This is a genomic window from Faecalibacterium prausnitzii (genome assembly GCF_003287405.1).
Classification (GTDB): Bacteria; Bacillota; Clostridia; order Oscillospirales; family Ruminococcaceae; genus Faecalibacterium; species Faecalibacterium intestinale.
On sequence record NZ_PRLD01000021.1, the window covers coordinates 18,033 to 29,517 of the forward strand.

Here is an 11,485-nt window from a genome sequence, read left to right on the forward strand (position 1 = left end):
GAAGCCTATGGCGGATTACAGAAAGTCCAGCGTACATTGCCACTCTACCCTGTGTGACGGCAAAAACACCTTACAGGAGATGGCGGGTGCCGCCTGTGCGCAGGGGTTGACCACCCTTGGTTTCAGCGGCCACAGCTACACAAAGCCTGACCGCGAATACTGCATGACTCCCGGCCGCACCGCGCAGTACCGCGCCACCATCGCCAAGCTGAAAAACGAGTACCGGGGCAAAGTAGATATCCTGTGCGGCATCGAGTGGGACCTGCTGAGCGAGGGCACGCCCAAAGGCTTTGATTACTGGATCGGCAGCGCGCACCATCTGTACGGCAAAAATACCGGCAAATACTACGAGATCGATTTCCGCCCCGAGGATCTGCGGGACTGCATCAATAACGATTTTGACGGTGACCCGCTGGCAGCGGTGGAAGCCTATTTTGCCGAGGTGGAAAAGATCGCCGCCAAAAAGCCGGACATTCTGGGACATATCGACCTTGTCAAAAAGCTGAACGCGGACGGCAGCTTCTTTGATGAGGAGTCTCCCCGCTACAAGGCCGCAGCGCTCAGGGCGCTGCAAGCCGCCCGGGAGAACGACTGCATTCTGGAGGTGAACACCGGCGGCGTATACCGGGGCTACCGCAAGGACTTCTACCCCGGCGCATGGCTGCTGGGCGAATGGAACAAGCTGGGCGGCAGGGTGATCATCACCGCCGACGCCCACGACACCGCCGCGCTGACCTTCGGCTTTGACGAAGCCGCCGCCGCCATCAAGGCCGCAGGCTTTACCGCCCTGACTGTGCTGACCGTCAACGGGTTTGAAGAGCAGCCCTTATAAAATGAAAAAATGCGGTTGGAACAGCCTGCAAGCTGCTCCAACCGCATTTTCACGAGAAAAGCTGAAACCATACAGTCGTCTTAAAAAGATACACGGCCTCGCCCTCTCCGTCTTTGCTTCGCAAATCCACCTCTCCCAAAGGGAGAGGCCTTGGCATAACGGCAAAGTTTCCGGTTTCGCCAGAGGCTCTCCCTTTGAGGAAAGACTTCCCCCGCTCCGGGGGAAGATGTCACCACAGGTGACAAAAGGGGGAGTCTGTCACCGCAGGTGACTGAGAGGGCGAGCCAGCTGCCCGCATAAACAACGCCCTTGTGGCTAATTTTTGCGGCAAAACACCAATCGGAGGAACCCTATGACCCAGACGCGACCCCTGAAAACAAACCTCTTTAACCGGAATGCAGACCTGCTGCACGGGCCTATTTTCAAGAATCTTTTTCTGTTCATGCTGCCCATTCTGGTGTCCAATTTATTCCAGCAGCTGTATAATACCGTGGATACCATGATCGTGGGCAATGTGCTGGGCGATAGCGCACTGGCTGCCATCGGCTCCTGCGGGTCCATCTACGAGCTGCTGGTGGGCTTTGGCATCGGCATCGGCAACGGGCTTTCCATCGTGGCTGCACGCTCCTACGGGGCGCAGGACGAGGATCTGCTCAAAAAGACGGTGGCCGGGTCGCTGGTCATCGGGCTTTGCGCAAGCTTTGTCATTACCACGGCGGGCTTTTTCGGCCTGCGGCCGCTATTGCAGCTGCTGGATACCCCCGCAGAGATTTTAGAAGATGCCTACCGGTATATCATCGTCATCGATTTGGGCGTTTTAGTGATGTTCCTTTATAACCTGTGCGCCGGGCTGCTGCGCGCCATCGGCAACAGCGTGATGCCGCTGGTGTTTTTGCTTATCAGCTCCGGGCTGAACGTGGCGCTGGATCTGTGGTTCATTGCCGGGCTGGGCATGGGCGTGCAGGGCGCGGCGGTGGCTACCGTCATTGCACAGGGCATCTCGGTGGTGCTGTGCATTCTGTATGTGATGCGCCGCGTACCGCTGCTGCTGCCCGCCCGCAGGCACTGGGCGGTGGGACAGCATTTGTACTGGGAGCTGTTCAGCCAGAGCATCTCCATGGGGCTGATGAGCAGCATCGTGTCGGCAGGTTCGGTGGTGCTGCAATACGGCATCAACGGGCTGGGCACGCTGACCATTGCGGGGCACACCGCCGCGCGCAAGCTGTTCTCCTTTACCAGTATGCCGCTGATCTCCATGGCAAACGCCGGTTCTACCTTTGTTTCTCAGAACCGGGGCGCCGCCCAGCCGGAGCGGGTGCGCAAGGGAATGCGCACCATGTACCTGTGCTCGGTGGTCATCATGGCGGCAGACATCGTGCTGATGCAGCTTTTTGCCCGTCAGCTGGTGCAGCTGATCTCCGGTTCCACCGCACCGCTCGTGCTGGAAAACGGCGCACGGTATCTGATGTGGAACGCGCCGTTTTACGCGGTGCTGGGAGTGCTGCTGTGCACCCGGTACGCTTTGCAGAGCCTTGGACAGAAGGTGCTGCCGCTGTTTTCCAGCGTCATCGAACTGGTGGGCAAGGTGGTTTTTGTGCTGGTGTTCATCCCGCGCTACGCCTACAACGCCGTCATCCTGTGCGAGCCCATCATCTGGTGCTTCATGGCGGCATATCTTGTGGCGGTGTACCGCCGCGACGCCTTTGTGTATCCGAGGAAAGGGCAATAAAAAGAACACTTTCGGGCAGCGGGCTCGCCCTCTCAGGCGCTTACGCGCCAGCTCTCCCAAAGGGAGAGCCCTTGGCATAGCGGCAAAGTTTTCGGAAAAGTCATAAAGTTTGCGGTTTCGCCAGAGCCTCTCCCTTTGGGAGAGGTGGATTTGCGGAGCAAAGACGGAGAGGGCGAGGACGCTTCCCAAGAAAGCACACCCCCGGACAGCACGCAGAGCTGTCCGGGGGTGTTGTGTTATGATTTATGATACTTTTACCATGCGGAAGGTCTTTCCGCGCTTAATGCAGTCCAGCAGCAGGTCGTATTCTGCGGGCACTTCACCGATGACGTTTACCTTTTCGTCTGCGGGCAGGTCGGTGCGCATGAGCTGAATCTCGCCGGAATAGCGCCCGTAGCCGATGTTATCCATGGTCACGCAGCGGCGGCGGCGCTCTGTGCAGTTATCCGGCTGCACGGTGCTGCCAAAGCAGGAGTAGAGCCGGGATTCCTGATACCGCACAAGCGTTTTGGGCGAGTCCGGGCGGCAGGTAAAGGTGCGGTCGTACAGCGTCTCATAGCCGGGGCGCAGGGCGACCGGCAGGCAGAGCTCACCGGTGGTGCAGAAGTGCCGGATATACTCCTGCTCCCGGGTGCTGACCTCCGGGTCGCCCGCAAAAATGCCATCCAGCCCGTAGTTCAGCGCCAAGTCCGCAAAGGCCGCCGAGGGGGCGGCGGTGCGGTGGGCTTCCAGCGTAGGCAGACCCTTGTACAGCGGGCCGCGCAGCAGGGCGTCGCCGGGGATAAAGCCGTACACCTGCAAACCCTCTGCCTGCAAAGCTGCGGTGCTCTCGCGCAGAAATTCCGGGTCAAGGCCGGTCTCCGGGCGGGGGTAGAAGTTGTGCATGGCGATGACCGTGCCGCCGCCTGCCGCCAGCTGCCGTGCCACCTCCGGGGTAGTGGTGGAGGCGTTGACGGCAACGGGCAGCTGCTGCGCAAGGGCGCACATCTGCTCCACCGAGAAGCCGTAGTCCAGCCGCAGACCCCACAGGTGCAGCCGCTTTGCCAGCGCGGTCAGGTCGGCGCAGCCGAACTGCCGGATGGTCTTTTCCGACACGTCTGCCAGAATGCGCCAGCCCTGCGCCGCCAGAAAGTCGCACATTTCCTGCACGCGGGCGCAGTAAGCGGCATCAAATTCTTCGCTGATATGCAGTGAGATAAAAACAGGCGCGCCGCCTGCCGCAAAAGCGGAAAGCGACGCACGCTGTTCCTCAAACTGCGTCAGATACACTGACCGTCCGAGTGTTTTAAGCATTGGCAACGTCCTCAACAGAGACCATTGCGTTGGTCACGATAAAGCCCATGATGTAGCAGATGACCAGGCCCACTGCGTAGCAGCCAACGGAAGCAGCCACACCGTGAGGGCCGGCGGTCATGACGAACAGAGCCAGCAGACCGGAGGGGCCCCAAGCAGTAGCAGCCACCTGCATGGCCATGACGAAGGCACCGCCGAAGCCTGCGCCCAGACCGGCACTGATGAAGGGCTTGCCCATGGGCAGGGTGACGCCGTAGATCAGCGGCTCGCCGATGCCCAGCAGACCTGCGGGCAGTGCGCCGGTGATAACGTTCTTCAGGCGGGTGTTGCCGCACTTCTTAGCCTTGAAGTAGATAGCGACAGCAGCGCCAACCTGACCGGCACCAGCCATAGCCAGCGCGGGGTACAGGGTAACGTAGCCAAAGCTCTCCAGCTGCACGGAGTACAGAGCCACCAGACCATGGTGCATACCCATAGCGACCATGGGCAGGAACAGAGCGGTGGAAACATAACCGGCAATGATGCGCACGATCAGGATATCGCTCATGCACAGCTTTTCAACCACCCAGCACAGCGCGGTGGAAACATAGCCGGTAGCGGGCATGATGATCAGGATATAGGGCACAAGGCACAGGATCATGGTGATCAGCGGGGTGAACACGATGTCCAGAGATTCGGGCATCCACTTGCGCACCCAGCGCTCGATCTTGACAAGGCACCATGCGCCCAGCACAACAGCCAGCACGCCGCCGCGGCCTGCACGCAGGATGGAATCCAGCGGCACAGCCTCGTTGAAGAGACCCAGAATGGAAGAGATCTTGTTGATGCCCTCCAGACCGGTGATCATGCCCAGCATACCGCCCAGAATGGGGGTGCCGCCGAACTTTTCGGCTGCGCGGTAGCCGACCCATGCGGTCAGGTAGCCAAGGAAGCAGGTGTTCATCAGACCCAGCAGGGTGCTGATCAGGGCCAGTGCGGGGATGTCGGCGTAGTTCGGCACCACCTGACCGATCAGGGAGTTGATGCCGGCGCACAGACCGGAAGCCACAACGCCCGGGATCAGGGGGATAAAGATATCGCCAAAGGTCTTGAACAGCTCCTTGACCTTGCTCTGCTTCTGTCCGGCCTTGACTGCGGCCTTGTTGGTCTGCCAGTCGTTGGCGGTGGAAGCGGCGGCGTCCGCCGGGATGCCCATATCGCGGCAGATATCTGCGCACTTGCGGCACTTGCCGGGGCCGACCACGATCTCTACATAGCCGGTACGGTCGTGCACGATGCCCATCACGCCCTCGATGGCCTTCAGGCCCTCGTCGTCGATCTTGGCGTCATCTTTAACGCGCACCCGCAGACGGGTCATACAGTTGGTTGCGGTGAGAACGTTGCTCTTTCCGCCGACTTTCTCCAGCGCCGCGCGGACCAGTTCTTCATTCGTCATAAGTGGGTCCTCCTTTAAAACAGGTGTATATCCGATGCGGCCTGTGCCGCTAAGGAACTTGGGTGTAAAAATGTGCCTTACAGCACTTCCAGCCGGATGGCTTCCCGCACATGGCCGTGTGCCCGTTCCAGCCGCCGGGCGGCTTCTGCGGCATCGCAGTCTGCCAGCAGCATGGTGATGGCAGTCTTTACGCTGCCGCCCGCTGCATCAATGGCGGCGCGGGCTTTTTCCCGCTCCACGCCGGTGGCGTCGATGACGATATTCTCGGCGCGGGTGTGCAGCTTTTCGTTGGTCTGCTGCACGTCCACCATCAGGTTCTGGTATGCCTTGCCGGTGCGCACCATAGAGCCGGTGGAGATCATGTTCAGGATCAGTTTCTGCGCCGTGCCGGACTTGAGCCGGGTGGAACCGGTCAGCACCTCGGGGCCGCAATTTACCTCGATGGCAAGCTCTGCGGCCTTGCCGATGGCGCTGCCGATGTTGCAGGCAATGGCGGCAGTGTGGCAGCCCACGCTTTTGGCGTAGTCCAGACCGCCCAGCACATAGGGCGTGCGGCCGGAGGCGGCAATGCCCACCACAAGGTCATTTGCGGTCAGGCCGTGGGCTTTCAGATCCTCAACAGCCAGCTCCCGGCTGTCCTCTGCGCCCTCCACGGCCTCGATAAAGGCTTTTTTGCCGCCGGCGATCAGCCCCACCACCATCTCCTTCGGCACACCGAAGGTGGGCGGGCACTCGGCGGCGTCCAGCACGCCCAAGCGGCCGGAGGTACCGGCGCCCATATAGAACAGCCGTCCGCCTTTTTCAAAGGCTTCTGCCGCCCAAGTGACCGCCTGCGCGATCTGCGGCAGGCACTTGGCAATGGCCAGCGGTACCCGGGCGTCCTCCTCGTTCATGACAGTCACGATCTCCAGCGGGGACATCTGGTCCAGCTGCATCGTGCGCGGGTTGCGGGTCTCGGTGGTCATCCCACTCAGATTCAATCCCATTTCCTGCACCTCCACTTTCCGCTTTCTGCCGCACCCTTACGGCGTGATTGTGACCAAAGTATAAACTTTTTCAAACAAAATGTCCACAAAAAGACTATTTTGTGGTACAATGTTTTATGCAAGCATTGTTTTTGAAATTTTTGCTCACAAGTATGACTTTTTTGTGCAGCTTGTTCAATCCATCTTGAAATACAACAGAGGTATCGATATGCAGAACGTTCTTTTACGCCTGCGGGAGGTGCAGCCCTCCCTCAGCAGCACCGAGCGGCAGATCGCGCAGTTCATTCTGGAAAACCCGGACGAGACCACCACCCTCACCATCCGGGAGCTGGCGCGGCGCTCCTTCTCCTCCCCTTCCAGCGTGGTGCGCATCTGCCGGGTCATCGGCTTTCAGGGCTACAAGGAGCTGCGCCACGCCCTGACGCTGGAGCTTGCCACCCTTGGCGAGAACGGCAGCCACCGGGAAAAGGACATCACCCCGCAGGACAGTTTGCAGGAGATCGTGGAAAAGGTGACCCACAAGAACATCCAGAGCCTGCTGGACACCCAGCGGCTGCTTTTGCTGGACGAGCTGGAGCAGTGTGTGGAGTTGATCGCCAACGCCCGCACGGTGCTGTTGTTCGGCATTGGCTCCTCGCTGTGCGTGGCAAAGGACACCTATCTGAAATTTCTGCGGCTGGACAAGCCCTGCGTGGTCAACGAGGACTCCCACTCGCAGCTTTTGCAGGCGCGCAACGCCACCGCGCAGGATGTGGGCATCGTGTTCTCCTACTCCGGGCAGACCATGGAGATGATCCAGTGCATCAAGGAGATGAAGTCGGGCGGCGCACCGGTGATCGCGGTGACCCGCTACTACCCCTCCGAGGTGGCGCAGCTGGCCGACCATGTGCTATATGTGGCTGCCAACGAGAGCCTGTTCCGCAACGGTGCCATGTCCTCCCGGCTTTCCCAGCTGAACGTGATGGATATCCTGTACACCGCCTACGCCAGCCGCAACCACGAGGACACCATGCGCCGCCTGACCAAGACCCATATCTATAAGCCCGGCGACCCGGAGGTGCTGACCCAGCCGTAAAAAAGCTGCCCCGCAGGGTACAAAAAAGGCGCTTAGCGATTTCCTCGCTAAGCGCCTTTGCTCCCGTTGACGAAAGTATAGCGTTTTTTGCTGGTTCTTTCAATCCGAAAAGTGCAGCAACTTTTTCGTCAGGCAGTTTTGTGTTTTGTAAAGTGTTACAATGTTCCGCTTTGCTTTTTGTTGGTTTTGCCATGTCGGTTTTCTTGCCCTGCAAAAAGCCAAACGTGCAAATAGGGTGCAAAAAGTGTGCAGCCGCGATGCACCAGACCATGATAGCACTATTCGTGCTGCTCTGGCTCATAACGGACATCGTCCGTCACCCCTTCTTTTTGTACCCGCAGTCGCAGTAGGGTCCACCGGAGGCAAGGGTGTACTGCCGCACAAAGTCGGTCACGCCGCCCGCTTCGCTCATGGTGTAGTCCAGACGGCACAAAGCAGGGGTCAGGTCGTACAGACCCAACTCCTTCATCAGCACACAGATGCCGCATTTGGTAAAGCGTCCCTCGTAGCCGCTGCCATCCGGGTATTCGTAAAATTCCATGTTCCACGAGTAAGGGTTGCGGTCGGCAGCTTTCAGAGCAGCGGCAGCTTTCATGGTGGCAATATCCTTTGGGGTAAATTTGCTTTTTCCGCTCTTGCGGCAGAACCACTGCATGGGCGCTGTCATCATGGATCTTGCGTAATAATCTGTCAGCCTGTCCACCTCCGGGCGCTGCGGCATGGAGAGAATGAACGCCCCGATCATGGCGCAGTTGACCAGATTCATTTTGAAGCGGTCGGCCTTTTCAAACTCCGGCAGCCTGCGAATGATCTGCTGGTATTGCGGCTTTGCCTTTTTCGTGATGGCTCTTGCGGTGGCTGCATCATAGCCCAGCACAGCGGTCAGCTGCTTTTGAAAGGAGCCTGAAAACAGCATCCACATTCCAAAGGGCATCCCGGCATACTTCATTGTCTGCCTCCAAACCCGATCTTCACGATCTGCATTTTCATTCCGTTGTCCCCGACCTTTGCAAGAAAGCGGAAAAAGCCGCTGACGGAAAGGTCTTTCAGGTCACTGTAACCTAACATATATCCCCTGCTGGACACCTGCAAACGGCTGTCCCATGGGGAAAGCTCGCTTTTTGCATCCGAAACCGCAAAATACGCCCCTACATCCTTGATTTTAGCCGTCCTGAGCCACGTTTTGGCGATCATCTTCACCGCCGTGCGGTTGGCGGCATCGAACACCAGCACTCCACCGGGAAACGCGTCTGCCATCCCCTGCACCAGCGCCCTGACCTGCTGGGTCAGAAAGTAATAGAACACCCCGGAGGCAAAGAACACCGCCCCGCCGGAGGCATCGATCTTGTCAAACCATGCGGGGTCTTTCAGGTCACAGGGGATGTTTTGCTCCCGCTCCCCGGCAGGCAGAAGCTGCTGCCGCAAGGCGATCACATCCGGGAAGTCCAGATTGTAGATCTTGCATCTGCCGTTGTCGCAGGCTTTGCCGGTGTTGTCCAGCCCGCAGCCCAGATTGACCACTGCTGCACCGGGGTGCGTTTTCAGGTATGCCTGCACCTCCCACGCAAGGTCATTCTGCCGCATGGCCACCTCCAGCGCACCGAAACGCTGCATCAGGCTGCGGGAGTTTTTCTCTGCCTGCGAAAAGTCGTAGTCGATTTCATCAATCAGACGCACCGCCGTCTCGTCCCGGTAAAGGGTCGGATACAACTCGGTACACAGCTTCCGGGAATACAGTGGGAGAATCAGCGTCTCCTGCACGGTGTTTTTCTCGATTTTGTATTTCATAGGTTCCTCCCTGTTCTCCTTATTCTGCTTTCCGGCAGACAAACCATGCCATGCCCTTCACTGTTCCAAGTGTTACGGTTGCGTACCGTTTCTCCAGCCGTTTTTTCAAACGGAAGGCCGTCTCATAGGGCGGTGTAAAGAACCCCATCCCTTCATAAACGTGCCGGACAAACCAATCCGTCCGCTTCTGTTCGCCCTTTACATAAAAGCAGCCGCAGAAGATCCCGCCGGGTCTCAAGACCCGAAAGACCTCCCGGTAAGCGGCCTCCTTATCCGGGAACGCGTGAAAGCCGTTCAACGACAAAACGACGTCAAAGGCACCGTCCGTAAAGGGCAGCGCACCCACATCCCCCTGCCGGAAGGTCACATTTTTCAGGTGCAGACGGTCTGCCTTTTCCTGTGCCTGTCCCATCATATCTGCCGAGTAATCCAGACAGGTAATATCTGATTTTGGCAGCGTCTTGTAAAGCGGCATGGTCAGAATACCCGTGCCCACCGGCACCTCCAGCAGCTTGCCGGAAAAATGCTCCGGGATGCCGGACAGCGCCTTTTCCAGATAGGCATCGTTTTCCGCCTTGTTCATACCCCACACCAGACGGCACACCGCTTTTCCGCGCAGGGTGGAGCAGGTGATCATGCCGTCATAAAAATTGTTGCCGCCTGTCAGCCGATAGGCGCTGCGAATCGCTTCTTTCCGTTCCATGATCCGTCCTCCTTACGCTCTGCCTTTTCCAGACGTCCTCCGGGATATGGGCGCCGAATAGTTAGATAAAGCTAACTTTCTGCTCTATAAAAAGCCGCTTCTCAGCGGTCCTTCTGCCAAAATAATACGCCCTGCTGTTGTCTCTGTCAAGATGTTTAGGCGTTTTCGGAGATTCCGAAAGAGATTTCGTTATCGAAGTCTCCCCTCGCCGCATGAAAGATGCAAATCGTTTCCTGCATCAAAAAAATTCACCTCTGCAAACTTGTCTGTTTCTGCTTGACAACGCCCTGTTGACGTGCTATTTTAGTTTTTGTCAATTAGCTTAACCTAACTATCTGAGGGATACTTCTCCCGCAGTTTTTCTTTGCGCGCATTGTTAGGATAAGCTAACTAAATGTTTTTAGAAATAAAGATAGAGGTGTGTTACGATGAGATTGAAAAAGGTATTTGCAGGTGCACTTGCGGCCGCTATGTTGATGTGTGCCGTGGCAGTTCCGGCCTTCGCTGCGGAAGGCGTGGAGCAGGAGAACTGCCTGTCCTCCAGCTATGTCCAGATGAACATTCCCTACGCCGACTTCTACAAGGCTGCCGGTGTGGACAACGCATCTGAGATCGATGCTGTTACCAGCGCCACCAAAAACAAGACCCGTGCAGGTAACCTTGCCGCCGGTTCCTACCACGTCAACACCGATGGCACCGACATCACCGGCGTTTCTTGCCCGGTCAAGGTGCTGACCCCGTGGGCACTAAAGAACGCAAAGCAGGTCACCGATGCCGACAACTACGACATTACTGTTACCCTGAAGGGCAAGGAATCCACTACCACCTACACCGGCGCAGATGCTCTGTTTGAGAACGAGAGCTACGCTTACTACAAACTCAACGAGACCCCGGCCTACTACATCACCGCATGGTACAACCTGCTGAGCGGCAAGTGGGAGTTTGGCAAGGTCCACGCCACTGAGACCACTGTAGAGGGCGCAACCGTGGAACTGAACACCAACGGTCACCACACCACCTACGAGATGAAGATCTCCGGTTTTGATCTGGACTACAAGACCAACAAGGTCTACGGCGTGGTGCTGACCACCGCCGACGGCACCGAGTATGGCCTGCATCATGTGACCAACATCTGGCATGGTACCAAGTTGGGCTTCAATGCCGATGACCCTTACTTTGCATCCATCATCGGTAAGACTGTTACTCAGATCACCTTCTACGCCGCCGATGGTGTGTATGTCCTACCGGTCAACGTGGCGCTGTGAGGTCGCGGAAAGCTTCCTGATTTAGCGAAATACAGTACAAAACGGCAAGGCCGCCTGCTGCCAGGCGGCCTTGCCGTTTTGTAGCAATTTGTGTTTCTAGGAACATCGTTCGGAGTAGCCTGCGCCGCACAGCTGCTCACACAGCAGTGCCAGCAGTTCGGCGTTGTCATCCACAATGAGAGACCTTGCACAGAAACGCCCCCGATTCGGGCAAATGTGCAAACGGTGTGCAGAAAGTGTACAGTCGCTTTCTTACATAAAGAAAGAACGCCAAATCTTACGATTTGACGTTCAATATCTGGTGCACCTCCAGGGACTCGAACCCTGGGCCCACTGATTAAGAGTCAGTTGCTCTACCAACTGAGCTAGAGGTGCATAT

Annotated in this window: 10 protein-coding genes and 1 tRNA gene; 4 read left to right on the top strand and 7 right to left on the bottom strand. The window is 57.6% G+C overall.

Going from position 1 to position 11,485, the window contains the following annotated elements; translation table 11 throughout:
* Window positions 1-7 precede the first annotated feature (7 nt).
* Both C4N24_RS13855 and C4N24_RS13860 read left to right on the top strand, forming a co-directional pair.
* Complete coding sequence (locus C4N24_RS13855; RefSeq protein ID WP_112091894.1) at window positions 8-832, top strand: histidinol-phosphatase HisJ family protein; 825 nt, start codon at window positions 8-10, stop codon at window positions 830-832.
* A gap of 352 nt (window positions 833-1,184) precedes the next feature.
* Window positions 1,185-2,561, top strand: a complete 1,377-nt coding sequence (locus C4N24_RS13860; protein WP_112091895.1) for an MATE family efflux transporter — start codon at window positions 1,185-1,187, stop codon at window positions 2,559-2,561.
* A gap of 243 nt (window positions 2,562-2,804) precedes the next feature.
* On the opposite strand, the gene C4N24_RS13865 is transcribed toward C4N24_RS13860, so the two are convergent.
* From C4N24_RS13865 to murQ, 3 genes are all read right to left on the bottom strand, one after another.
* A complete protein-coding gene (locus tag C4N24_RS13865) occupies window positions 2,805-3,854 on the bottom strand; it encodes a MupG family TIM beta-alpha barrel fold protein (RefSeq protein WP_112091896.1) in 1,050 nt (349 codons plus the stop codon).
* Complete coding sequence (locus C4N24_RS13870) at window positions 3,847-5,289, bottom strand: PTS transporter subunit EIIC (protein ID WP_055186210.1); 1,443 nt, start codon at window positions 5,287-5,289, stop codon at window positions 3,847-3,849. Before C4N24_RS13870 ends, C4N24_RS13865 begins: the two co-directional genes overlap by 8 nt.
* A 77-nt stretch (window positions 5,290-5,366) precedes the next feature.
* Entirely contained in the window at window positions 5,367-6,275 is a 909-nt protein-coding gene (gene murQ / locus C4N24_RS13875) for an N-acetylmuramic acid 6-phosphate etherase (protein WP_112091897.1), read from the bottom strand.
* Window positions 6,276-6,483: 208 nt separating this feature from the next.
* Here murQ and C4N24_RS13880 point away from each other — a divergent pair, with 208 nt between their 5' ends.
* A complete protein-coding gene (locus tag C4N24_RS13880; RefSeq protein ID WP_112091903.1) occupies window positions 6,484-7,350 on the top strand; it encodes a MurR/RpiR family transcriptional regulator in 867 nt (288 codons plus the stop codon).
* A 316-nt stretch (window positions 7,351-7,666) separates the two neighbouring features.
* Here the strand turns inward: C4N24_RS13880 and C4N24_RS13885 are convergent, their stop codons facing one another.
* The 3 genes from C4N24_RS13885 to C4N24_RS13895 are packed head-to-tail and all read right to left on the bottom strand — an operon-like array spanning window position 7,667 to window position 9,841.
* Window positions 7,667-8,299 (bottom strand): L-2-amino-thiazoline-4-carboxylic acid hydrolase, encoded by a 633-nt coding sequence (locus C4N24_RS13885; protein ID WP_112091898.1) that lies wholly within the window; start codon window positions 8,297-8,299, stop codon window positions 7,667-7,669.
* Window positions 8,296-9,138 carry a class I SAM-dependent methyltransferase gene (locus tag C4N24_RS13890; protein ID WP_112091899.1) on the bottom strand — a complete coding sequence of 281 codons (843 nt, stop codon included), beginning with the start codon at window positions 9,136-9,138 and terminating at the stop codon, window positions 8,296-8,298. Before C4N24_RS13890 ends, C4N24_RS13885 begins: the two co-directional genes overlap by 4 nt.
* A gap of 19 nt (window positions 9,139-9,157) precedes the next feature.
* Window positions 9,158-9,841 carry a class I SAM-dependent methyltransferase gene (locus C4N24_RS13895; protein WP_112091900.1) on the bottom strand — a complete coding sequence of 228 codons (684 nt, stop codon included), beginning with the start codon at window positions 9,839-9,841 and terminating at the stop codon, window positions 9,158-9,160.
* 428 nt (window positions 9,842-10,269) lie between these two features.
* Here C4N24_RS13895 and C4N24_RS13900 point away from each other — a divergent pair, with 428 nt between their 5' ends.
* Window positions 10,270-11,106, top strand: a complete 837-nt coding sequence (locus C4N24_RS13900) for a hypothetical protein (protein WP_112091901.1) — start codon at window positions 10,270-10,272, stop codon at window positions 11,104-11,106.
* Window positions 11,107-11,405: 299 nt separating this feature from the next.
* On the opposite strand, the gene C4N24_RS13905 is transcribed toward C4N24_RS13900, so the two are convergent.
* A tRNA-Lys gene (locus C4N24_RS13905) sits at window positions 11,406-11,481 on the bottom strand.
* Window positions 11,482-11,485: the final 4 nt, after the last annotated feature.

What these genes read in the sequence shown, in the direction of transcription:
- C4N24_RS13860 (WP_112091895.1), top strand. Translation starts at nt 1,185, where the DNA reads ATGACCCAGACGCGACCCCTGAAAACAAACCTCTTTAACCGGAATGCA.
- C4N24_RS13870 (WP_055186210.1), bottom strand. Translation starts at nt 5,289, where the DNA reads ATGACGAATGAAGAACTGGTCCGCGCGGCGCTGGAGAAAGTCGGCGGA.
- C4N24_RS13885 (WP_112091898.1), bottom strand. Translation starts at nt 8,299, where the DNA reads ATGAAGTATGCCGGGATGCCCTTTGGAATGTGGATGCTGTTTTCAGGC.
- C4N24_RS13855 (WP_112091894.1), top strand. Translation starts at nt 8, where the DNA reads ATGGCGGATTACAGAAAGTCCAGCGTACATTGCCACTCTACCCTGTGT.
- C4N24_RS13900 (WP_112091901.1), top strand. Translation starts at nt 10,270, where the DNA reads ATGAGATTGAAAAAGGTATTTGCAGGTGCACTTGCGGCCGCTATGTTG.
- murQ (WP_112091897.1), bottom strand. Translation starts at nt 6,275, where the DNA reads ATGGGATTGAATCTGAGTGGGATGACCACCGAGACCCGCAACCCGCGC.
- C4N24_RS13895 (WP_112091900.1), bottom strand. Translation starts at nt 9,841, where the DNA reads ATGGAACGGAAAGAAGCGATTCGCAGCGCCTATCGGCTGACAGGCGGC.
- C4N24_RS13880 (WP_112091903.1), top strand. Translation starts at nt 6,484, where the DNA reads ATGCAGAACGTTCTTTTACGCCTGCGGGAGGTGCAGCCCTCCCTCAGC.
- C4N24_RS13865 (WP_112091896.1), bottom strand. Translation starts at nt 3,854, where the DNA reads ATGCTTAAAACACTCGGACGGTCAGTGTATCTGACGCAGTTTGAGGAA.
- C4N24_RS13890 (WP_112091899.1), bottom strand. Translation starts at nt 9,138, where the DNA reads ATGAAATACAAAATCGAGAAAAACACCGTGCAGGAGACGCTGATTCTC.